The organism is Herbidospora daliensis (genome assembly GCF_001570585.1).
GTDB lineage: Bacteria > Actinomycetota > Actinomycetes > Streptosporangiales > Streptosporangiaceae > Herbidospora > Herbidospora daliensis.
This window is the reverse complement of record NZ_BBXF01000002.1, coordinates 774549-797863: the sequence shown is the minus strand read 5'-3', so window position 1 is coordinate 797863 and position 23315 is coordinate 774549. Positions and strand designations below refer to the sequence as shown.

Here is a 23315-nt window from a genome sequence, read left to right as displayed (position 1 = left end):
TCTCCCTCCTGTCAGGAAAGGTCTCTTCATGCCTTTTCGAAGGCTGGCCAAGGTTCTCCTCTTGGCCGCTGCCCTCGTGCTGCCCTTGACGCCCCCGGTGGCCGCGCACGCACAGGCGCAGGCCGCCGCGGCGGCCGATCCCGAGTTCAAGGTCCTGGTCTTCTCCAAGACGACCGGGTTCCGGCACGACTCGATCCCCGACGGCATCGCCGCCATCCAGAAGCTCGGCACGGAGAACAACTTCGCCGTCGACGCGACCGAGAACAGCGCGGCCTTCACCGACGCCAACCTCGCGCAGTACGCCGCGGTCGTCTTCCTGTCGACCACCGGCGACCCGCTGAGCAACGCGTCCGAGCGTGAGGCGCTGGAGAAGTACATCCAGGGCGGCGGCGGTTTCGCGGGCATCCACTCGGCCTCCGACACCCACTACGGCTGGGAGTGGTACGGCAAGCTGGTCGGCGGCTACTTCAAGAGCCACCCGGCCACCCAGCAGGCCACCCTCCGGACCGAGGACCCCGCCCACCCCTCGACGGCCCACCTGCCGACGACCTGGACCCGGGTCGACGAGTGGTACGACTACCAGACCAACCCGCGTAGCACCGTGCACGTGCTGCAGTCGCTCGACGAGAAGTCGTACACCGGCGGCACGATGGGGATCGACCACCCGATCTCCTGGTGCCAGGACTACGACGGCGGCCGCTCCTGGTACACCGGCCTCGGCCACACCAAGGAGAGCTTCGTCGAGGCGAACTTCACCAAGATGCTGCTCGGCGGCATCCGCACGGCGGCGGGCGTCGAGAAGGCCGACTGCGCGGCCTCCCAGTCCGGCAGCTACGAGAAGATCACCCTCGACGACAACACGTCGAACCCGATGATGATGGACGTCGCCAAGGACGGCCGCGTCTTCTTCGTCGACCGCCTCGGTGACTTCAAGATCATCAAGCCGAGCGGCGCCACGGTCACGGCGGCGAAGTTCAACGTGCACACGGCCAACGAGGCCGGCCTCATGGGCATCGCGCTGGACACGAATTTCGACACCAACAACCAGGTGTTCGTCTACTACTCGCCCGCCGGGGTCAACGTCGACCGGCTGAGCCGTTTCACGGTCGTCGGCGACACCCTCGACATGGCCAGCGAGAAGCAGGTCCTGAACATCCCGGTCCAGCGCGCGGAGTGCTGCCACCACGGCAGCCAGATCCTGCTCGACCACAAGACCGGCGACCTGTGGCTCTCGACGGGTGACAACACCAACCCGTTCGCCTCGGACGGTTACGCCCCGATCGACGAGCAGGCCGGCCGTGCCACCTGGGACGCGCAGCGCACCTCCGCCAACACCAACGACCTGAGCGGCAAGCTGCTGCGCATCCGGGTCCAGCCCGACGGCACCTACACGATCCCGCCGGGCAACATGTTCCCGCCGGGCACCGACAAGACCCGTCCCGAGATCTACGCGATGGGCTTCCGCAACCCGTTCCGCATGGGCCTGGACGCCAAGACCGGCCACGTGATGGTCGCCGACTACGGCCCAGACGCCGGCGCGAGCAACCCGCAGCGCGGCCCGCAGGGCACCGTCGAGTGGAACCTGGTCAGCAAGACCGGCTTCTACGGCTGGCCGTACTGCGTGGGCAACAACACGCCGTACATCGACTGGAACTTCGCGACCAAGACGGCGGGGCAGCCCTTCAACTGCGCCAACCCGGTCAACGAGTCGCCGAACAACACCGGCCTGACGCAGCTCCCGCCGGCCGTCCCGGCCACGATCGACTACGTCAACAGCGTCAACCCGAACCGGTTCCCCGAGCTCAACGGCGGCGCGCCGATGGCCGGCCCGGTCTACCGCTACGACGCGGCCTCCGAGTCGACGGTCAAGTGGCCGGCGTACTGGGACGGCAAGGCCATCATGGGCGAGTGGAACACGAACAAGATGTTCTCGTTCCTGCTCAACGAGGCCGGCGACGCCCAGGTCAAGATCAACCAGATCCTGACCGGCATGAGCTTCAAGCGCCCCATGGACATCAAGTTCGGTCCTGACGGCGCCCTGTACCTCATCGAGTGGGGCTCCGGCTTCGGCGGCGACAACGCCGACTCCGGCATCTACCGCATCGAGTACGTCAAGGGCACCCGCCCGCCGATCGCCCGGATCACGGCCGACAAGACCGACGGCCCGACCCCGCTGGCCGTGCAGTTCTCCAGCCAGGGCTCCAGCGACCCCGACGGCAAGCCGCTCACGTACGCCTGGGACTTCGACGGCGACGGCACGACCGACTCGACCGCGCAGCACCCGAGCCACACCTACACCCAGGCCGGCCAGTTCAGCGCCGTGCTCAAGGTGAGCAACCCCGACGGCCTGACCGGCACCGCCAACCTGCCGATCAACGCCGGCAACACCCGCCCGACCGTCACCCTCGACCTGCCCCCGAACGGCGGCTTCTTCGAGTTCGGCGACCAGGTGAACTACAAGATCACCGTCACCGACCCCGAGGACGGCACGATCGACTGCGCCAGGGTGCAGATCCAGGCCTACCTGGGTCACGACAGCCACGGCCACCCGCTCGACCAGCACGAGGGGTGTGAGGGCACCATCCAGACCCTGACCGACAGCGGTCACGGGATCGACGACAACCTCTTCTACATCCTCGAGGCCACCTACGCCGACAAGGGCGGCCAGGGCGGCTCGCAGTCGCTGACCGGCCGGGCCGAGGTCATCCTCCAGCCCAAGCGCAAGCAGGCCGAGCACTTCTCCGGCACCGGCCGCGTCGCCGACGGCGTCGGCACCGACCCGGCGGGCGTGCAGATCGAGGCCACCGGCGACAGTCAGGGCGGCAACCAGAACATCGGGTTCACCCAGGACGGCGACTGGTTCTCCTTCAGCCCGGTCAACCTGGGCGGCATCTCCCAGATCCGGTTCCGCACGGCCTCGGCCGGCGTGGGCGGCACGGTCCTCGTGAAGACCGGCAACCCCGACGACGGGCCGGTCGTCGGCCAGATCGACATCACCCCGACGGGGGCGTGGCAGACGTACAAGGACGTCACGCTGAACCTGACGAGCGCTCCGGCGACGACCGGGCCGCTGTTCTTCGTGCTGCGCAAGCCGGCCAGTGCGGCGGCGGGCGACTCGCTGCTGAACTTCAACTGGATCGACTTCATCGGCAAGGGCGTCACCGAGAACCAGCGCCCGGCCGTGACGGTCACGGCCAGCCCGCTGTCGGGCACGGCCCCGCTGAAGGTCGACTTCACCGCCACGGCGACCGACCCCGATGGGGACACGCCGCTGACGTACAAGTGGAACTTCGGGCCGACGACCGCGACGGCGAGCAACACCTACGCGGCGCCCGGCACGCACACCGCCTCGGTGACCGTGACCGACGCCCGCGGCGCGGCCACCACCGCGTCGGTGTCCATCAGGGTCGACGCGGTCACCAGCACGTGCTTCTCGGGTCGTTCCGACGACTTCCTGGGCACCGCGCTCGACCGCGACCGCTGGTCGGTCGTCCGGGAGGACCAGAACCTCAGGGTCCAGGACGGCAAGCTGGTCCTGCCGACCTCGCAGACCGACATCTACGGCACCAACAACACCGGCACCCCGAACCTCGTGCTCCAGCCGGCGCCCTCCGGCGCCTGGACGGCCACCGCCAAGCTCACGATGAACGCCCGCGACCAGTACCAGCAGGCGGGCCTGCTCATCTACGGCGACGACGACAACTACGCCAAGATGGTCCTCCAGGCTCGCGCCACGAACGACCACTCGCAGCGGCTGTTCCAGTTCATCCGCGAGGAGAACGGCGTACCGAACGAGGTCGCGGCCAGCAACTCGCCGAACCTCGGCGACGCCTACGCCGACACCGTCTACGTGCGGTTCGTCAGCGACGGCGCCAACATCACCGCGCACTACTCGCAGGACGGCGCGACCTTCACCGCGATGACGCAGACCAAGGCGCTGGCCGGGATCGCCAACCCGCGCATCGGCCTGGTCTCGCTGGCCGGTTCGGGCACCCGCCCGATCGTCGACGCCGCCTTCGACTGGTTCCACATCACCCCCGACGACAAGGCCGTCAAGCCGGGCCCGAACGACGAGTTCGACGGCACCGCGCTGGACGTCTGCCGCTGGAACGCGGTCGTCCGCCCCGACGCCGCCACCAGCCGGGTCGCCGGCGGCAACCTGGAGATCGACACCGCGCAGGGTGACATCTACGGCACGGCCAACACCGCGCCGAAGAACTTCATCCTCCAGACCGCGCCCTCGGGCGACTGGACCCTGGAGACCAAGCTCGACGGCTCGGCGTTCAACGAGCAGTACCACCAGGGTGGTCTGATCGTGTACGTCGACGACGACAACTACGTGAAGATGGACTTCCTCACCGACAACACGGCCGGCTCGGCGGTCACCCGCCGCATCGAGCTGCGCAGCGAGGTCGGCGGTTCGGTGCAGAACCCGCAGCCCGGGGCGAACAACCTCACCCAGGGCGTCTGGTACCTGCGCCTGCAGAAGACCGGCACCACCTTCCGCGGTTCCTACTCGTCCGACGGCACGACGTGGACGACCATCGCCGAGGCCGTGACCAACACGGCGGTCGGCGCCGGCAAGATCGGCCTGTTCGCCCTGGGCGCCAACCAGACGGCGGCCAAGCCGGCCAAGTTCGACTACTTCAAGGTGACCCAGCCGAGCAGCGACGTCACCGCCCCCGTCACGACCGCGACGCCGAACCCGGCGCTCCCGGCGAGCGGCTGGTTCACCAGCCTCGTCCAGGTGGCCCTGGCCGCCACGGACGCGGGGTCGGGCGTGGACAAGACCGAGTTCCAGCTCGACGGCGGGGCGTGGACGACGTACGTCGAACCGGTCACGGTGACCGGCGACGGCCCGCACACGCTGAACTACCGCTCGGCCGACAAGACCGGCAACGTCGAGACGGCGCGGTCGCTCGCCCTGAAGGTCGACGCGACCACCCCCCTGACCACGGCGGACTTCCTGCCGGGCAACCAGGTGGCGCTGGCCGCGACCGACGCGACGTCGGGCGTGGAGAAGATCGAGTACAGCCTCGACGGCGGGGCCTGGACGACCTACACCGCCGCGGTCCCCGTGACCGGCGTAGGCGACCACGAGCTCCGCTACCGGGCGATCGACAAGGCCGGCAACGTCGAGGAGACCAAGGCCGCGACGATCACGATCGAGGACACCGAGCCGACCATCGTGATCACCGGCCTCCAGGACGGCGGCTCCTACGGCGACGGCGGCGACGTCACGATCGGCTGGGAGGTGACCGGCGCCGGCGTCAAGACGGTGACCGGCGCCCTCGACGGCCAGCCGTACGTGTCGGGCTCGATCCAGCCGCTCTACAAGCTCGCCCTGGGCGAGCACGTCCTCCTGGTGACCGTGACGACCGACGCGGGCGGGACGTACACCAAGGAGGTCAGGTTCACGACCACGACCTCGACCGACGACGTCTCGCTCCTGATCGAGCGGTTCCAGGCGGCCGGGAAGATCTCGGCGACCGGGGCCGCGAAGCTCCAGGACGACATCGCCAAGGTCATGGTGTCGGAGGACAAGGGCCGTGACCGCGACAAGCCGAAGATCATCAAGAAGCTCGAACGGTTCGTCGAGGCGGTGAACGATCCCAAGATCGTGAACGACGCCGAGGCGAAGGCGACCTTCCTCAGGGACGCCGAAGCGCTGATCGAGTTCTACAGCTAGTCATCTGAACCGGGGTGCCTTCCACAGGCACCCCGGTTTTCTATGCCGAATAGACGTGGTCGCTGATCAGCCGGGCCGCCCCGACCACCCCCGCGACGTCCTCCAGCTCCGACAACACGATCGGCAGGTTGCCCGTCGCCAGCGGCAGCGAGCGCCGGTAGACCACGCTGCGGATCTCGGCCAGCAGGATGTGCCCCAGCCGCGCCACCCCGCCCGCGATGATGACCAGGCCCGGGTTGAAGAAGCTGACCAGGCCGGCGAGCACCTGGCCGACCCGGCGTCCGCCGTCTCTTATCAGCTGGATCGCCACCGGGTCGCCCTGGGCGGCGGCGTTGGCGACGTCCTCGGCGGTCACCGTGCCCGTCGCGGCCAGGCGGGCGGCCAGGTGGGGGGAGACGCCGCTGCGGGCGGCCGCCTCGGCCTGGGCGGCCAGCGCCGAGCCGCCGAAGTAGGCCTCCAGGCAGCCGATGTTGCCGCACGGACAGACCGGGCCGTCTTCGTCGACCATCATGTGGCCGATGTCGCCGGCGCTGCCGGACACGCCCCGGTAGATGCGGCCGTCGACCACTATCCCGCAGCCGACGCCGGTGCCGATCTTGACCAGCAGGAAGTCGTCGACCTGGCGGGCGACGCCGGCGTGCAGTTCGCCGAGCGCCATCAGGTTCACGTCGTTGTCGAGCATCGCGGGGCAGCCGAGTTCCTGGCTGACCGTCTCGCGCAGCGGGTGGCGGTTCCAGCCGGGCATGATCGGCGGCACCACCGGCACCCCTTCGGCGAAGCTGACCGGCCCCGGCACGCCGATTCCGGCGCCGTTGAGCTGGGTGTAGAGGCCCTGCTCGCGGAGTTTGCCGACGAGGTCGAAGACCCGGTCGAGCACCGGCGCCGGGCCGTTCCTTATGTCGATCGGCTCGCTCACGTGGCCGAGCACGTTCAGCTCGCCGTCGGTGACGGCCACGTCGACCGAGGTGGCGCCGATGTCGATGCCCGCGAAGCGGGTGGTGGCCGACAGCCTGACCAGGCCGGATCTCCGGCCGCCGCGGGATTCGGCGAAGCCGTCGGGTTCGGCGAGGCCGAGCTCGATCAGGCGGTCGAGCTCGCCGTTGAGCTTGGACCGTGACATCCCGTCGGAGGTGAGGTCGTTGAGCTGGGCTCGGGACCTCGGCCCGTCGCGGAGGAGGCGCAACAGCGCGGCCTGGTGGGGGTTCTCCGGGCGGTTGGTCTTCACGGGAAAAAACTACCTCACCAGCTACTTTTGTCTGAAAAATCAAAAGATTAGTTGGACCGTACGTAACTTCTAGACCATATCCCCGAAACAACTTACGCTTCGATCGAGTCAAGTCCGGCTTAAGGATGCACATGAAACACCGCCGCAGGTGGCTGATCGCCACCGCATCACTGCTCGTCCTGTCGGGCGTCACCGCCGTCCCCGCACAGGCCCACACCATCAACGCGACCGACTTCCAGCAGGTCGCCCTCGCCAAGGGCGAATCCGAGATGGGTGAGCCGATGTCGCTCGCCGTGTTACCCGACCGCTCGGTCCTGCACACGGCCCGCAACGGCACCCTGCGGCGTACCGACGCCTCGGGGAACACCTCCGTCATCGGCACGCTGCCGGTCTACACGCACGACGAAGAGGGCCTGCAGGGCGTCGCCGTCGACCCCGGATTCGCCACCAACCGCCACGTCTACCTCTACTACGCGCCGCCGCTGAGCACCCCGTCGGGTGACGCCCCCGCGTCCGGCAGCGCCTCGACCTGGACGACGTGGACCGGCGTGAACCGCCTGTCCCGGTTCACGCTCAACGCCAACTTCACCCTCAACATGGGCAGCCAGGTCAACGTCCTGGACGTGCCCGCCAACCGCGGCATGTGCTGCCACGTCGGCGGCGACATGGACTTCGACGCGGCCGGCAACCTCTACCTGTCGACGGGTGACGACACCAACCCGTTCGAGTCGGCCGGCTACTCGCCGCTCGACGAGCGCACCGACCGCAACCCCGCGTACGACGCCCAGCGCAGCGCCGGCAACACCAACGACCTGCGCGGCAAGCTCCTGCGCATCAAGGTGAACGCCGACGGGAGCTACTCGATCCCCTCGGGCAACCTGTTCGCCCCGGGCACCGCGAACACCCGTCCCGAGATCTACGCGATGGGCTTCCGCAACCCGTTCCGGATCAGCGTCGACAAGGCCACCGGCATCGTCTACGTCGGCGACTACGGCCCCGACGCGGGTTCCACCAGCTCGACCCGCGGGCCTTCGGGCCAGGTCGAGTTCAACCGGGTGACCAGTCCGGGCAACTACGGCTGGCCCTACTGCACCGGCACGAACACCACGACCGAGACCTACAACGAGTGGAACTTCGCCACCAACTCGACCGGGTCGAAGTACAACTGCGCCGGTCAGCCGACCAACAACTCCTTCCGCAACACCGGCCTGCAGACGCTGCCGCAGCCGCGCCCGGCGTGGATCCGCTACGGCGGCGACGCGGGCACCCCGTCGGCGTTCGGCGGGGGCAGCGAGTCGCCGATGGGCGGCCCGGTCTACCGTTACGACGCCGCGAACACCTCGGCCACCAAGTTCCCGCAGGCGTTCGACGGCCAGTTCTTCGCCACCGAGTTCGGCCGGGGCTGGGTCAAGCCCATCCACGTGAACTCCGACGGCTCGGTCGGCACGATCGACACCTTCCCGTGGAACGGCAAGCAGGTCATGGACTCGGCGTTCGGCCCCGACGGCGCCTACTACGTCCTCGACTACGGCACCGGCTACTTCAACGGCGACGCCAACAGCGCCCTCTACCGGTACGACTACGTCGGCGGCGGCAACCGCGCCCCGAACGCCGTGGCGGCCGCCAACCGGACCTCGGGCGCGGCCCCGCTGTCGGTGACGTTCTCCTCGGCGGGCAGCAGCGACCCCGAGGGCGGCACGCTGACCTACTCGTGGGCGTTCGGCGACGGCACCACGTCGACGGCGGCGAACCCGACCAAGACGTACTCGGCCAACGGCACCTACACGGCCACGCTGACCGTACGCGACCCGCAGGGCGCGACCGGCACCGCGAGCGTCGTGATCAGCGTCGGCAACACCGCCCCGACCGTGACGATCAACCTGCCGGCCTCGGGCCAGCTGGCCTCCTTCGGCGACAGCGTGCCGTGGAGCGTCACCGTCACCGACCCCGAAGACGGCACGGTCGCCTGCTCCCGGGTGACCATGACCTACCTGCTCGGGCACGACCAGCACGCCCACCAGATCACCGCCCAGAACGGCTGCTCCGGCACGATCACCATCCCGGTCGACGGCGAGCACGACGACGCGGCGAACATCTTCCCGATCTTCGACGCGTCGTACACCGACAACGGCGGCCTGACCACGCACGCGCAGAACCTGCTCCAGCCGCGCAAGCGCCAGGGCGAGCACTACAAGACGTCCTCGGGCGTCGCCCCGATGACGAAGACCACCGCCGAAGGCGGGCGCACGGTCGGCGACATCCACAACGGCGACTGGATCCAGTTCGACCCGTACAAGCTGAACAACGTGACGTCGTTCACGGCCCGGGTCTCCTCGGCCGGCATCGGCGGCACCCTCCAGTTCCGCACCGGCTCGGCGACCGGCCCGATCATCGGGCAGGCGGCCGTCGCGCCGACCGGCGGGTGGGAGACGTTCGTCAACGTCACCGGCACGATCTCAGGCGCGCCGTCGACCGCGACCTCCCTCTACGTGACCTTCGCCGGCACCGGCACCGGGGCCCTGTTCGACCTCGACAGCTTCACCTTCGCGACCGGCACCCCGCCGGCCAGTGGCCGGGTCACCGGCCTCGGCGGCAAGTGCCTCGACGTCCGGGGCGGCACCGCCACCGACGGCACCCAGGTCCAGATCTACACGTGCAACAGCTCGGCGGCGCAGACGTGGACCCGTACCGGACAGACCCTCCGGGCCCTCGGCAAGTGCCTCGACGTGTCGGGCGCCAGCACCGCCAACGGCGCGAAGATCCAGATCTACACGTGCAACGGCACCAACGCCCAGAACTGGACGGTGAACAGCGACGGCACGATCCGCAACGTCGGATCGGCCAAGTGCCTCGACGTGACGGGTAGCAGCACCGCCGACAGCACCGTCGTGTCCCAGCAGACCTGCACCGCAGCCGCGAACCAGAAGTGGACGGTTTCCTGATGCGGAAAGCGCTGATCGCGGCCGGGGCCATCGCCCTGGCCGCCACCACCCTGACGGCGTCACCGGCCCAAGCGGCCGACGCCCCCTATGACGTGCTCGTCTTCTCCAAGACGGCCGGCTTCCGGCACGACTCGATCGCGGTCGGCACCCAGGCGATCCGCGACCTGGGCGCGGCCAACAGCTTCTCGGTCACCGCCACCGAGGACGCCGCCGCGTTCACCACGTCGAACCTGGCCCAGTACGAGACGGTGGTGTTCCTCAACACGACCGGCGACGTGCTGAACGCCGGCCAGCAGACGGCGTTCGAGAGCTACATCCGCGGGGGCGGCGGCTACGTCGGCGTCCACGCGGCGGCCGACACCGAATACGGCTGGTCGTTCTACAACACCCTCGCCGGCGCCTACTTCGCCAGCCACCCGGCGATCCAGCAGGTGACGTCCAGGACCGAGAACCGGGCCCACCCGGCGACCGCGCACCTGGCGCAGGCGTGGACCCGCACCGACGAGCTGTACAACTACCAGACCAACCCGCGCTCGACCGCCCGGGTCCTGGCCACGCTCGACGAGTCGACCTACTCGGGCGGCTCGATGGGCGCGGACCACCCGATCACGTGGTGCAAGGGCATCGACAACGGCCGCTCGTTCTACACGGGCTTCGGCCACACCCAGTCGACCTACGCCGAGGCGGGCTTCCGCAACCAGCTCCTCGGCGGCATCCGGTACGCAGCCAAGCGCGCCGACGCCGACTGCCGCCCCGAGACGGGCTACACGACCCTCTACAACGGCTCGACCACGGGCTGGTCGCAGTCGGGGCCGGGCAGCTTCGCCAACTCCGACGCGACCCTGTCGTCCGTCGGCGGCATGGGCCTGTTCTGGTACAACGCCAAGCAGTACGCCAGCTACTCGCTGAAGGCCGACTGGCGGCTGACCGGCGACAGCAACTCGGGGATCTTCATCGGCTTCCCGAACCCCGGCGGCGACCCCAACGTCGCCGTCAACCAGGGCTACGAGATCCAGATCGACGCCACCGACACCGCCGACCGGACGACGGGCTCGATCTACGGCTTCAAGTCGGCCGACCTCACCGCCCGCGACGCCAACCTGAACCCGCCGGGTGAGTGGAACACCTACGAGCTGCTGGTGGAGGGCCAGCGGGTCCGGGTCTACCTGAACGGCGCGCTGATCAACGACTTCACCAACACCAACGCCGTGCGCAACCTCGACGGCTACATCGGCCTGCAGAACCACGGCTCGGGTGACCAGGCCGCGTTCCGCAACGTCCGGATCAAGGAGCTGGGCGGCGCGCCGATCTGCGACGTGCGCGTCCACGCCGAGTCGTTCACCTCGGTGAACGGCGCCCAGGCCTTCACCAAGGCGGGCGCCAACAACGGCCAGACCCTCGGCTACATCGAGCCGGGCGACTGGGCGGGCTACAACAACATCACCGTCGGCGGCGCGACCGCGATCCGGGCCCGCGTCGTCTCCGGCGGCAACGGCGGCCAGATCCAGGTCCGCACCGGCTCCCAGACCGGCACGATCCTGGGCACTCTGACGGTCCCGAACACCGGAAGCTGGGACACCTACGCCGACGTGACCGCCTCCCTGAGCAACGTCCCGTCGGGCAGCGCGAACATCTTCCTCACCTTCACCGGCACGGGCACCGGCCTGTTCGACGTCGACGACTTCACCTTCCTCAGGTCCTGTACGCCGACCGTCACCAACCTCGCCCTCAACAAGACCGCCACGGCGTCGAGCGTGGAGGCCGCCCAGTACCCGGCCTCCGCGGCCGTCGACTCCTCGGCCACGACCAGGTGGGCCAGCGCCTTCGCCGACCCGCAGTGGATCCAGGTCGACCTGGGCCAGACGTACACGATCAACCGGGTCCGCCTGCTGTGGGAGGCGGCCTACGGGTCGGCGTACCAGATCCAGACCTCGACCAACGGCTCCACCTGGGCCACGGCCAGAACGGTGACCGGCGGCAACGGCGGCGAGGACGACAACACGGGCCTGAACAACCAGGCCAGGTACGTCCGGATCTACGGCACCACCCGAGGCACGGCCTGGGGCTACTCGCTCTTCCAGTTCGAGGTCTACGGCAGCTAATCAAGATCACAAAGGGGGCGCCGGCCAACCGGCGCCCCCTTTTTCAGCGACCATCCCACCACGAACCGCCGAGCTGAGGACCGGATGCCGGCCGTGCCGGTCGGGGCCCTGTGGGAGGCGGCTGTCATATAACGCCAGGTCGCTGGGTATCTGAAAAGAAGTTCGCGGCTTTTGTCACAACTTCTGGCTCTCCCCTGTCCTAGCTGACGTCCGGCAACGAGAAAAGGGGAAGCTATGAAGATCGTCGTCATCGGGGGCACCGGGCTCATCGGGTCGAGGCTCATCGAGATGGTGAAGGAGCACGGCCACGAAGGGGTCGCCGCCGCGCCCAGCACGGGGGTGAACACCCTCACCGGCGAGGGGCTCGCCGAGGTCATGAAGGGCGCCGACGTCGTGGTCGACGTGTCGAACTCGCCCTCCTGGGCCCGCGACGACGTGTGGAACTTCTTCACCACGTCCACCTCGAACCTGCTGGAGGCCGAGAAGGCCGCCGGGGTCGGGCATCACGTCGCCCTCTCGATCGTGGGCAGCGAGCGGCTGCCGGAGAACGACTACTTCCGGGCCAAGATCGCCCAGGAGGAGCTGATCAGGAACTCCGGGGTGCCCTATTCCCTCGTCCACGCCACCCAGTTCCACGAGTTCGTCAAGGGCATCGCCGACGAGGCCACCCGCGAAGACGGGGTGCACGTCGCGCCGGTCAGGTTCCAGCCCATCGCGGCGGCCGAGGTGTCGCAGAACGTCGGCAAGGTCGCCGTCGGCGCGCCGCTGAACGGGCCGTTGGAGATCGCCGGGCCCGACCAGTACCAGATGGACGAGTTCATCTCCGAGGTGCTCAAGGCCCTCGGCGACCCCCGCACGGTCGTGACCGACGTCCACGCCCGCTACTTCGGCAGTGAGCTGGAGCAGCGGTCGCTGGTGCCCGGAGACGGCGCGACCCTCGGCCGGATCGGCTATTTCGACTGGCTCAAGGACAACCAGGGGAAGTGATCACATGTCCGAAGCATGGAAGACCGCGCTGACGGTGCTCCAGGAGGTCGACCCTCCGTTCATCCCGGAGGGGGCGCACGCCTCGACCATCGTCATCGAGTATCCGCCCGGCGACCCCGGCACGCCGCCCCACCGCCACTCGGGGCCGGCGTTCGGCTACGTCATCGAGGGGGAGATGCGGTTCGAGCTGCAGGGGGAGCCGGTCAGGATCGTCAAGGCCGGGGAGGTCTTCTGGGAGCCGGGCGGCGACCCCATCCACTTCCAGGACGGCAACGCCCGCGACGACATGCGGCTGAAGTTCACCGTCACGATGTTCTGCGCCCCCGGCACGCCCATGCTCACCTTCGTCGAACAGGACGAACTCGACCGCCTGGGATGGAAACGATGAACGAGGAGTTCCTCGAGGCCGAGCTGGCCATGGCCGAGGACAGCCACCCGGAGGAGCTGGCCGAGGAGCCGATCACCGAGTGGTTGTACGACCCGGCCGACGCCGAACGCGAGGAGATCGGCCTGCGCGGCCTCATCGGCGCGGTGGAGGTGCTCGAAGAGGACGTCATCTGGGAACGGCCATGAGTCCCACCGTCGTCCTGGTGCACGGCGCCTTCACCGGCTCGGGGAGCTGGAAGCGCGTCATCCGGCGGCTGCACGCGGCCGGGCTGCCGGTCGTCACGGCGGCCAACCCGCTGCGCGACCTGGAGGGCGACGCCGCCTACGTGCGCGACGTGGTCGACGGCGTCGGAGGGCCGGTCGTGCTGGCCGGCCACTCCTACGGCGGCATGGTGATCAGCGAGGCCGTGCATCCCGCGGTCAAGGCGCTCGTGTACGTCTCGGCGTTCGCCCCCGAGACCTGCGAGAGCGCCCTGACGCTGGCGGAGAAGTTCGAGGGCGGCACCCTGGCCGACGCCCTGGTCTCCTATCCGGTCGCCACCGGCGGCCGCGAGTTCCGCATCGACCCCGCCCGGTTCCAGCAGCAGTTCTGCCACGACGTCGACCCCGAGTCGGCGGCCGTGATGGCGGTGCTGCAGCGCCCGGTCACCGAACGGGCGCTGACCGACCTGGCCACCAAGGCGGCCTGGCGGGACACGCCGTCGTGGTTCGTGTTCGGCGAACGCGACGCCAACATCCCGGTCGAGGCGATGCGCTACATGGCCGAACGGGCCGGGTCGATGGGCACCCGGGAGATCTCCGGCGCCTCGCACGCGATCCCGGTCTCGTGGCCCGACACCGTCACGCGGACCATCCTCGACGCCGTCACCCACGTGCGGTGAAGTGATCAGCGTGGATTCCCTGGAGAACGCCGCATCGGTCTTCACCGAGCTTCGGCCGCGCCTGTTCGGCATCGCCTACCGCATGCTGGGCAGCGCGGCCGAGGCCGAAGACGTCGTACAGGACGTCTGGTTGCGGTGGCAGGGCGCCGACCGGACCGCCGTGCAGAGCGCGCCGGCGTTCCTGGCCACGATCGCCACCCGGTTGTCGATCAACGTGGCGCGGTCGGCGCGGGTGCGGCGGGAGTCGTACATCGGGCCGTGGTTGCCCGAGCCGGTCGACACCAGCGCCGATCCCACGCTGGGGGCCGAGCGCGGGGAGGCGCTGGAGTTCGCCTTCCTGCTGCTGCTCGAACGGCTCTCCCCGACCGAACGGGCGGCCTATGTGCTGCGGGAGGCGTTCGTCTATCCGTACGAGCAGATCGCGGAGATCATCCAGGTCAGCGCGGCCAACGCGCGCCAGCTCGTGAGCCGGGCCCGCAAGCACCTGGCGGCCGGGCGACACGAGCCCATCGACAAGACCGAGCACCGGCGGCTGCTGGAGACCTTCCTGGACGCCGCCCAGACGGGTGACGTCGTGGCGCTGGAGCACCTGTTCGCCGAGGACGTCGTGAGCGTGACCGACGGGAACGGCGTCCGAGGCGCGGCCCGACTGGTGATGCACGGCGTGCCCCGCGTGACCAAGTTCATCACCGCCTTCGCCCCCCGCTTCTGGCCCGGCGCGACGGTCACCTTCGTCGAGGCGAACGGCGCCCCGGCCGTGTTCGTGCCCGCCAGGGAGAAGATCGGCGGGGCCCTGCTCGTTCTCGACGCTTCCCCCGACGGCATCCACCAGCTGCTCTGGCTCATGAACCCCGACAAACTCGCCGGTTACGCCACATGACCGGCTCGCTGACGGAGCTGCTCGACGAGCGCCGCCACCTGATCGACGTCGCCACCTGGTTGTTCGGCTCCGAGACGGCGGCCGACCAGATCGTCCAGGAGACCTACCGCCGCTGGTACGCCCTCACCGACCCCGAACGCGCCGCGATCACCCGGCCCCGGGCGTGGCTGACCCGCGTGGCGGGCGGCATCTGCCTGGAGCTGCTGGCGTCCGGCACGCCCCACCCGCCACCACCGGCCCGGAAGGCGCCCCCGCCCCGGTCAGGCCGCGTGACGCCGGCCCGGCCCGACCACGTCTCTCTTCGCTTCGCCGCCGCCTGCGCCGCCGGTGACACGCCCGCGCTGCGGGCGATGCTCTCACCGGACGTCCTGGTCGTCAGCGACGGCGGCGGCAAGATCCGCGCCCCGCTCGGGCCCACCCTCGGCCCCGACGCGGTCGCCGGTTTCCTCTCCCGGCTGGTGGCCGGAGTGGAGGTCTGCGCCGAGCCGGTGAACGGCCGGACCGGCCTGGTCCTCCGCCACGGCGGACGGGCGGTCGCGGTGGTGAGCGTCAGCGTGGCGGCGACCGACGTGACGGCGGTGTGGATCGTGCTCAACCCCGACAAACTGGAGGGCTGGCACCGGCCATGACCTTGTACGCCACGACCGTCACCGTGACCGGCGGCAGTTCGGCCCACGGCCGGGCAACCGGCCGGGCGGTCTCCCCCGACGGCGCGCTCGACCTGGAGCTCCGGCTGCCCCGGGAGCTGGGCGGCGACTCGGGCGGGCCGAACCCGGAGCAACTCTTCGCGGCCGCCTACGCGGCCTGCTTCCAGGCGGCGCTGAGCCTGGCGGCCCGGCGGCGCCGCCTCGACCCCGCGCCGATCAGCGTGGCCGCGACGGTGACCTTCGGCCGCGACCCCGCCGACGACGGCTATCGGGTGGACGTGAACCTGGCGGTCCGCTGGCCGGACGCCGACCCCGACGTGGCGGCCCCTCTCGTGGCGCGGGCGGCGGCGCTCTGCCCGTACACGAAGATGAGCCCGCCGGCGATCAGCCTCTCGGTCGATGGGCCCCTCTGACGGCCTCCGCCGGATCGTCCAGCAAGCCCGCGAAGCCCAGTTCCGCCCCGCCGACCAGCGTCGTGTCGTCGCCGAGGGCGGCGATGCGCAACTCCACCCGCTCCCGCGACACCGGCAGCACGTTGGCCTCGATGCGGTCGCGCACCTGCTCGGCCGACCCCCGGTAGACGTCGCGCAGCATGCCGCCGAAGACCACCACGCCCGGGTTGAACAAATTGATCAGGTTGGCCACCCCGACGCCCAGCCAGTCGCCGACCCGGTTCAGCGCCTCGCGGGCGGTCTGGTCGCCGCGTTCTGCGGCGTGCACGACCGAGGCGACGGCGTCGCGGCCGACGCTGCCGTGGGGCCAGCCGGCCAGGTCGAGCAGCGCGCTCTCGCCCACCTCGGCCTCCAGGCAGCCGCGCGACCCGCACAGGCACGGCCGCCCGTCGAAGGGGTTGACCACCATGTGCCCGGCCTCGGCGGCGTAGCCGTCGTCGCCGCCCAGCCGCTTGCCGTCGACGATCACCCCGCCGCCCACGCCGACGTCGCCGTGCAGGTAGATGAGGTTGCGGAAGCCGATCCCGGCGCCGCGCTCGTTCTCGGCGACCGCGCCGAGGTGCGCCTCGTTGCCCACCCTGACGGGCAGGTCGAGCGGGAGCCGGCGTTCCAGCTCGGGCCCGAACGCCTGGTCGACCCAGCCCGTCTTGGGGCCGTAGCGGACCGTGCCGTCGTGGGGCCGGATCATCCCGCAGAACGAGGCGCCGACCCCCACGCAGACCGCGCCGTCGGGCACGTCGCGCAGCAGCTGGCGGGCGAACTCGGCCAGCGTGCCGACGACGTCGTCGAGGTCGGGGAACCGCCGCTGCCGCACCGCCGCCCGCCGGTCGAGGATCACGCCCCCGAGCCCGACCCGCGCCGCGACCAGCCAGTCGACCGCGACGTCGAAGGCGAGCACGAACACCTTCTCGCTCTCGGGGCTGACCACCAGCGACGGCCGCCCCGCCTTCTGGACGTCGTCGGGGAGCTCCTCCCTGACCAGGCCCAGCGCGGCGAGTTCGGCGGTCAGCGCCATGGTCGTGCTGCGGTTGAGCCCGAACTCCTCCGTCAGCGCTGCCCGCGAGGTCGGCCCGTTGAGGTGGATGTGCCGCAGCAGCGCCCCCAGGTTCTTCATGACCCGAGTTCAGCAGATGACGTAGTCGTCCCGCGACGAGTTGTAGGAGCACGAGTCGACCAGCTTGCCCGACGCGTTGTGCAGGTAGCCGGTGTCGGACGTCTGGTTCCAGATGTAGGTGAACGTCCCCTGGCCGCTGCGCTGCCAGTAGCGGGTCGTAGCGGTGTTCGTGCCCTTGCCGCTCCGCAACGTGACCGTCTTGCCGGGCTTCAGGGTGAACGCGGTGAACGTGTAGACGTGGTCGGCGGCCTTCGTCGCGTCGCGGACCGTCCAGCCCCGGAGGCTGACGGCCTTCTTGGAGACGTTCCTGATCTGGATCCACTCGCCGTTGACGCTGGCGTTCGCGCCGTTGTCGGGCGAGCCGGGCGAGTCATAGAAGATCTTGGTGATCCGTACGGCCGGAGCCTGCGCCTGGGCCGGCTGGGTGAGACCGGCGGCCGTTAACAGGGCGACGGTGAGCAGAACTCGTACACGCATTGGAACGCTCCAGGGGTCAGGGGAGACGAGCCGGACCTCGAATGATATTTCTGGGATGAGATGTTCTATTGGGGATTCTCGTATCGTTTCGATATCCGCCGCCCCATTTGCCACGCCTAGAGTTGGCCCCATGAGCCCAAAGATCGCGACGAACGACACCGTCACCCGGGAGCAGCTGCTCGACTTCGTGCGCCCCCGCCACCACGCGATCGTCATCACGGCCCGGCGCGACGGCCGCCCCCAGGCGTCCCCGGTCTCCTGCGGCGTCGACGCCGAGGGCCGGATCGTCGTCTCGACCTACCCCGAACGCGCCAAGACCGCCAACGCCCGCCGCAACGAGCAGGTCAGCGTGATCGTCCTGTCGGACGACTGGGACGGCCCGTGGGTCCAGATCGACGGCGACGCGGAGGTCCTCGACCTGCCGGAGGCCCTCGAACCCCTGGTGGAGTACTTCCGCTGCATCTCGGGCGAACACCCCGACTGGGACGAATACCGCGCCGCGATGGTCCGCCAGGGCAAGTCCCTGCTCCGCGTCACCCCGACCCGCTGGGGCCCGGTGGCGACGGGCGGCTTCCCGGCCCGCCTGGCTTGATCGTTTTTGTCGGTCGCCGCTGACACCATGCCCGCATGACGACGACCGGCCCCCTGGCCCCGTTCGAGTGGCTCGACGCGCCCGAAGGCGAAGGCGAACTGGACTCCATCTTCACCATCGCCTGCATCCGGGGTCTCACCCCGGCCGAGATCGCCCTCCGCTTCAGCCGAGGCGCCGACGCGGGCCAGACCCTCGACTTCGCCGCTCTCAACGAGCGGTCCGGGGACTTCCTCGTCTCGACCGACGGCGGCGAGGGCGGCGGCCACGTGGGCATCCTCCAGGTAGGGGAATGGTGCGTGGTCATCGAACCCAACGGCTGGATGTGCACCCTGCACGAGGTGCTGCTCCGGCTGTCGCAAGGCTGCGAAGTCGTGACCGCCACCCGCCACGACTACGCCGAACACAGCTTCGCCTATGCGGTCGACGGCACCGTCGTCATGGAATACAACCTCTTCTCCCCCTACGAACGGTCCGGCGCCGACCCCGACAGGCTGAACGCCCACATGCGTGACCTCGGCATGGCCCTGGAGGAACCGGAGGACGACGACGGGGACTACGAAAAGGCCGTCGCGCAGGGCTTCGCCCTGGTTTCGGAGGTCAGCGGGGTCCCGCTCACCTCCGGCATCCTCGACCGCCCGATGCTCGTGACCCCCTTCGTCTCGCCCCTCAAGAGGGAAGTCCCGAATGACGGATCTTGATCCCGCCGCACCGGGTTACCTCTACGCCCTGCTGGAGTCGACGATCTTCACCGAGGGGCTCGACGAGACGGACCTCGGGGCGCTGGGGTTCGCCGCTCTGTGGGTCAAGGGGTGCGACGTCGCCACCCTCGCCGCGGAGTTCGGTCTCGACGTGACCACCCGCGATCCCTGCCGCCTGAGCGAGATCCTCGATCACCACCTCGACGACGGTTCGCGCTGGATCGCTCAGGTGGGCGAGTGGATCTGCGTCGTGCCGGCGGTCGCCGACGACGAGGCGTCGCTGCGGTCGCTCACCGCCGGTGGCCGCGAGGCCGTCGGCTTCGGCATGGACATCGGCGGCCACGACTACGTCAGATACGCCCGTGACGGCCACCTGCTCACCGGCTTCGAGTCGTCGTCGCCATCACGGGCTCACGGCGACGACCCCCACGCCCTCGACCACCTGATGACCGGGCTGCGCTTCGAGCTCGTGGAGGTCGACGAGAGCGTCAGCTCGGCGCTGGCCCTCATCGGGCGGCTGACCCAGACGGACATGGCCGCCGACTGGATCAGCGCCGAGCACTCCCGCATGAGGCCCTGACGGGACTCAGTGGTGCATGGGGGCCGGGCCGTCGCCGTGGTTGGCGGCGCGGGCCGGGAGGACGACGGCGGCGACGATCACCGCGATCGACAGGGCCGCGCTGATCAGGAACGACAGGCGCATGCCCCCGAGGACCGCCAGGTCTTCGGACACGCCGGTGGCCGCCAGCGACTCGGCGCGCGACGTCATGACCGTGATCACCAGGGCGGTGCCGATGGCCGCCGCGACCTGCTGGATCGTGCTCAGGATCGAGCTCGCGTGGCTGTAGAGCGGTGCGGGGACGGCGCCCAGGCCCAGGGTGAAGACGGGGGTGAAGGTGCCGGCCAGGCCGATCATCAGCAGGGCGTGGAGGCCCAGGATCTGCCAGTAGGGCATCGACATGGTGATCTGGGTGAAGCCCGCCAGCGACAGGGAGATCGCGACCGCTCCCGGGATCACGAGCACCCGGCCGCCGAAGCGGTCGAACAGGCGGCCGACGGTCGGGCCGAGCAGGCCCATCGCGAGGCCGCCGGGCATCACGAGAAGGCCGGTCTCCAGGGTGGTGAGGCCGCGGATGTCCTGCAGGTAGAGCGGCAGCAGCACCATCGAGCCGAGCATCGCCATGAACGCGACCGACATGAGGATCAGCGAGATCGTGTAGGTGCGGTGGGTCAGCGTGCGCAGGTCGAGCAGCGGGCCGCCGCGCTTCTGCAGCCGCAGCTGCCGGAACACGAACACGACGATCAGCAGGACGCCGCCGCCCACCATCGAGCCCGCCACGGTGGCGTCGCCGCCCTCGAAGCGGCTCAGGCCGTAGACCAGGCCGCCGAACCCGGCGGCGGCGGTGACCACGCTGAACCAGTCGATCGTGCCGATCTTGGTCTCGCCGACGTTCTTGAGCTGCTTCAGGCCGAAGTAGGTGATCAGCGCGGCGATCGGGAACACCACGGCGAACAGCAGCCGCCACGGCCCGAACTGGAGGATCACGCCGGAGACCGTCGGGCCCATGGCGGGCGCGACCGAGATGGCCAGCGAGACGTTGCCCATCACCCGGCCCCGCTCGGACTCGGGCACGACCTGCATCAACGTGGTCATCAGCAGCGGCATCATGACGGCCGTGCCGGACGCCTGGACGATCCGCCCGGCGAGCAGCACCTCGAAGACGGGGGCCACCGCCGCCAGGGCCGTACCGAACAGGAAGAGCCCCATCGCGGTCGTGTAGGCCGTGCGCGTGGTCACCCGCTGGAGGAACCAGCCGGTGATCGGGATGACGGCCGCCATGGTGAGCATGAAGGCGGTCGACAACCACTGGGCGGTCGAGGCGGTGATCTGGAGAGCCCTCATCAACTCCGGAATGGCGTTGATCATGATGGTCTCGTTGAGGATGACCACGAACGTGGCCAGCACCAGCAGCCTGATCACGGGCGGGGTGCGACGTGGGGGTTCGGTCGCGGTTTTGGCAGGTGAGTCGAGCTGGTCTAGCTGTGGGCTGGACACGGTACCTCAATCAGGGGAACGGAAATCTGAGTTGCGGCCATGGCCAGGATGACCCGCACCACCGACAAAACTCGTCTCGCTCACCCAGAATTCCGGAACCCGCCTCCGGATGTCACCTGGTTTTCATCCCACCCTGCCGCGTCTCCGCAGGTCAGAAGCTCTCAACCGGGCGACTGTGACGCGCGCCACGTTTTCACGCGTCGCGGCGGCGATAGGTCAGTGCGGCCACGATCAGCAGAACCGGGGTCGAGACGACGAGGGTGACCATGTCGTCCGGCAGGTACTCGTGCACGAACGGCGCCGCGACGAACAGGCAGCCCAGCAGCAGCCCGACCCCGGCGAGGGTGTGCCGCAGCAGCACCCCCACCGCCGCGCTGACCAGCGTCAGCAGGGTCAGGTACGCCGTCGTCTCCGCCACTCCCCACGCGGAGACCGGCGTGCCGGCCACGGCAAGGGTGATCAGCGGGCCCGACAGGGCCACGACCAGGGCGGCCGGGAGTGTCAGCGCCGCCAGGGCGGTGTGCTGGGCCACGAGCTGGGGCACCCGGCGGGGCATCGCGGTCAGGGTGGTCCTGATCTGGCCGCCCGTGTATTCGGAGCAGGTCGCCAGCACGCCCAGGACGACGAACCCGGCCCGCGAGTACGCCACGGGCGCGTCGCCCACGGCGATCACGAAGGTCAGCAGCACGTTCACGGCCAGCGTCCAGCCCAGGGTCGTCCACGTCGCGGGGAGCGAGACGAGTTTCGACAGTTCCGCCCTGATCATGCGTCCCTCCGGACGAAGACGGCCCCGGCGACGGCCAGCAGGCCGGCCACCCAGGCCGACATGACCAGCAGGCCGACGAGCGGGGTGATCACGACGTCGGTGGCGACCTTTCCGACGAACATCCGCACCCCGGCCATGTCGGGGAAGTAGTTCGCCAGCGGGGTGACCTTGGTCAGCAGGTAGGTCACGCTCACCACCGAGGTGTTGACCAGCAGCACCGTCAGCGGCACGATCCCGTGCCGGAGCAGCACCGTGATCGCGAACGCCAGCAGCGCCGTGTACGTCCAGTAGCAGACCACCCCGGCCAGCCGTCCGAGATCGAGCCGCACCTGCACCACCGCCATGGTCACGGCCGTGGCGGCGAAGGCGAGCGGCACGGCGACGAGCACGACCGCGAGGGCCTTGGCCGCGAGGAACCGCAGTCGCGACGGCACCGCCGTGAGGCTGGTCGTGAGCTGCCGGCCGCCGCCCGCGTCGGCCCCTTCGGCGAGGTATTCGCTGCTGACCGCCACGACCCCGAGCACGATCACCCCCATCACGCCGAACGCGAGTTCCTGGTAGCCCCGGTCGGGGCCGGGGACGCCCCTGTTGAGCAGCGCGATCCCGGTCGGCACGACCAGCGCAAGCAGCGTGGCCAGCCACACCGACGGCAGCGTGGCGAGCTTCGCCAGTTCGGCCGTGACGGCCCTCATCGCCCGCCCCCTGAGGTGAGTGCGAAGAAGGCGTCTTCGAGGTTGCGGTGGGCCCCGGTGACCTCGGCCAGGGTGCCGGTCGCCACGATCCGCCCGTGGTCGATCACCACGACGTCGTCGACGGTCTCGGCGAGCTCGCCCATGAGGTGGCTGGAGAGCAGCACGGTCCGGCCCGATCGGGCGCGGTCGCGGAGGAAGGTCCGGACGAACCGGATGCCCTCGGGGTCGAGCCCGTTGAGCGGCTCGTCGAGGATCAGCACGGCGGGGTCGCCGAGCAGGGCGGTCGCCAGCGCGAGCCGCCGGCCCATGCCGAGCGAGTAGCCGCCGACCCGCTTGCGCGCCGCGTCGGCCAGCCCGACGAGGGCCAGCACCTCCTCGACCCGCGACGGCGGCAGGCCCGCCGACCGGGCCACCCAGCGCAGGTGGGCCCGGCCGGTGCGCGACCGGTGGGCGCCCGAGCCGTCGAGCACCGCGCCGACCGTGCGGACCGGGTCGGGCAGGGCCGGGTAGGGCACCCCGTCGACCAGCGCCGTTCCGGCCTGGGCGCGGTCGAGGCCGAGCAGGATGCGCAACGTGGAGCTCTTCCCGGCCCCGTTCGGGCCGAGGAAGCCGGTCACCCGTCCGGGCCGGGCCTCGAAGCCGATCCCGGCCAGGATCTCCTTGCCGCCCCGCCGCTTGACGAGGCCGTCGATGGTTATCACGCCGCCCAGCCAACCGGCGGGCCGCCG

Annotated in this window: 20 protein-coding genes; 13 read left to right on the top strand and 7 right to left on the bottom strand. The window is 70.0% G+C overall.

Features of this window, described 5'->3' with window-relative positions; translation table 11 throughout:
• Positions 1-61 precede the first annotated feature (61 nt).
• Positions 62-5689, top strand: a complete 5628-nt coding sequence (locus AW274_RS38595; protein ID WP_198169118.1) for a ThuA domain-containing protein — start codon at positions 62-64, stop codon at positions 5687-5689.
• 40 nt (positions 5690-5729) lie between these two features.
• Here AW274_RS38595 and AW274_RS10140 read toward each other — a convergent pair whose 3' ends face one another.
• A complete protein-coding gene (locus AW274_RS10140; RefSeq protein WP_062430788.1) occupies positions 5730-6914 on the bottom strand; it encodes an ROK family transcriptional regulator in 1185 nt (394 codons plus the stop codon).
• Positions 6915-7045: 131 nt separating this feature from the next.
• On the opposite strand from AW274_RS10140, the gene AW274_RS10135 reads away from it, so the two are divergent.
• The 9 genes from AW274_RS10135 to AW274_RS10095 all read left to right on the top strand — a co-directional run bounded on the left by AW274_RS10135 (position 7046) and on the right by AW274_RS10095 (position 16153).
• Positions 7046-9856, top strand: a complete 2811-nt coding sequence (locus AW274_RS10135) for a PQQ-dependent sugar dehydrogenase (RefSeq protein ID WP_198169117.1) — start codon at positions 7046-7048, stop codon at positions 9854-9856.
• Positions 9856-11958: a ThuA domain-containing protein gene (locus tag AW274_RS10130; RefSeq protein WP_157519974.1), complete on the top strand. Its 2103-nt coding sequence runs from the start codon at positions 9856-9858 to the stop codon at positions 11956-11958. The genes AW274_RS10135 and AW274_RS10130 overlap by 1 nt, the downstream gene beginning before the upstream one ends.
• A 234-nt stretch (positions 11959-12192) precedes the next feature.
• Positions 12193-12945: an SDR family oxidoreductase gene (locus AW274_RS10125; protein WP_062430786.1), complete on the top strand. Its 753-nt coding sequence runs from the start codon at positions 12193-12195 to the stop codon at positions 12943-12945.
• Positions 12946-12949: 4 nt separating this feature from the next.
• Positions 12950-13333 (top strand): cupin domain-containing protein, encoded by a 384-nt coding sequence (locus tag AW274_RS10120; RefSeq protein ID WP_062430785.1) that lies wholly within the window; start codon positions 12950-12952, stop codon positions 13331-13333.
• On the top strand, positions 13330-13518 hold the full coding sequence (locus AW274_RS10115) for a hypothetical protein (RefSeq protein WP_062430784.1): 189 nt from the start codon (positions 13330-13332) through the stop codon (positions 13516-13518). Before AW274_RS10120 ends, AW274_RS10115 begins: the two co-directional genes overlap by 4 nt.
• Positions 13515-14213, top strand: coding sequence for an alpha/beta fold hydrolase (locus AW274_RS10110; RefSeq protein ID WP_062430783.1), 699 nt, complete (start codon positions 13515-13517; stop codon positions 14211-14213). Before AW274_RS10115 ends, AW274_RS10110 begins: the two co-directional genes overlap by 4 nt.
• Before the next feature lie 10 nt (positions 14214-14223).
• The gene (locus tag AW274_RS10105; protein ID WP_198169116.1) at positions 14224-15093 is read left to right on the top strand and encodes an RNA polymerase sigma-70 factor; all 870 of its coding nucleotides are present in this window, start codon (positions 14224-14226) and stop codon (positions 15091-15093) included.
• Positions 15090-15722 (top strand): sigma factor, encoded by a 633-nt coding sequence (locus AW274_RS40140; RefSeq protein ID WP_062430781.1) that lies wholly within the window; start codon positions 15090-15092, stop codon positions 15720-15722. The genes AW274_RS10105 and AW274_RS40140 overlap by 4 nt, the downstream gene beginning before the upstream one ends.
• Positions 15719-16153, top strand: a complete 435-nt coding sequence (locus AW274_RS10095) for an Ohr family peroxiredoxin (protein ID WP_083973965.1) — start codon at positions 15719-15721, stop codon at positions 16151-16153. The genes AW274_RS40140 and AW274_RS10095 overlap by 4 nt, the downstream gene beginning before the upstream one ends.
• Here AW274_RS10095 and AW274_RS10090 read toward each other — a convergent pair.
• Positions 16125-17306, bottom strand: a complete 1182-nt coding sequence (locus tag AW274_RS10090; RefSeq protein WP_062430779.1) for an ROK family protein — start codon at positions 17304-17306, stop codon at positions 16125-16127. The genes AW274_RS10095 and AW274_RS10090 overlap by 29 nt on opposite strands.
• A gap of 9 nt (positions 17307-17315) precedes the next feature.
• Complete coding sequence (locus tag AW274_RS10085) at positions 17316-17783, bottom strand: lamin tail domain-containing protein (RefSeq protein WP_062430778.1); 468 nt, start codon at positions 17781-17783, stop codon at positions 17316-17318.
• 130 nt (positions 17784-17913) lie between these two features.
• Here AW274_RS10085 and AW274_RS10080 point away from each other — a divergent pair, with 130 nt between their 5' ends.
• Genes AW274_RS10080 through AW274_RS10070 form a run of 3 tightly spaced genes read left to right on the top strand, consistent with a single transcriptional unit; the run spans position 17914 to position 19653 of the window.
• Positions 17914-18375, top strand: a complete 462-nt coding sequence (locus tag AW274_RS10080) for a PPOX class F420-dependent oxidoreductase (RefSeq protein WP_062430777.1) — start codon at positions 17914-17916, stop codon at positions 18373-18375.
• Positions 18376-18410: 35 nt separating this feature from the next.
• Complete coding sequence (locus AW274_RS10075) at positions 18411-19073, top strand: DUF6461 domain-containing protein (RefSeq protein ID WP_062430776.1); 663 nt, start codon at positions 18411-18413, stop codon at positions 19071-19073.
• The gene (locus AW274_RS10070) at positions 19060-19653 is read left to right on the top strand and encodes a DUF6461 domain-containing protein (RefSeq protein ID WP_062430775.1); all 594 of its coding nucleotides are present in this window, start codon (positions 19060-19062) and stop codon (positions 19651-19653) included. Before AW274_RS10075 ends, AW274_RS10070 begins: the two co-directional genes overlap by 14 nt.
• Before the next feature lie 6 nt (positions 19654-19659).
• Here the strand turns inward: AW274_RS10070 and AW274_RS10065 are convergent, their stop codons facing one another.
• The 4 genes from AW274_RS10065 to AW274_RS10050 form a co-directional block, all read right to left on the bottom strand.
• Positions 19660-21054: an MDR family MFS transporter gene (locus AW274_RS10065; protein WP_062430774.1), complete on the bottom strand. Its 1395-nt coding sequence runs from the start codon at positions 21052-21054 to the stop codon at positions 19660-19662.
• A 268-nt stretch (positions 21055-21322) separates the two neighbouring features.
• Complete coding sequence (locus AW274_RS10060; protein ID WP_062430773.1) at positions 21323-21895, bottom strand: hypothetical protein; 573 nt, start codon at positions 21893-21895, stop codon at positions 21323-21325.
• Complete coding sequence (locus AW274_RS10055; RefSeq protein ID WP_062430772.1) at positions 21892-22587, bottom strand: ABC transporter permease; 696 nt, start codon at positions 22585-22587, stop codon at positions 21892-21894. The genes AW274_RS10060 and AW274_RS10055 overlap by 4 nt, the downstream gene beginning before the upstream one ends.
• On the bottom strand, positions 22584-23288 hold the full coding sequence (locus tag AW274_RS10050) for an ABC transporter ATP-binding protein (RefSeq protein ID WP_062431857.1): 705 nt from the start codon (positions 23286-23288) through the stop codon (positions 22584-22586). Before AW274_RS10050 ends, AW274_RS10055 begins: the two co-directional genes overlap by 4 nt.
• Positions 23289-23315 lie beyond the last annotated feature (27 nt).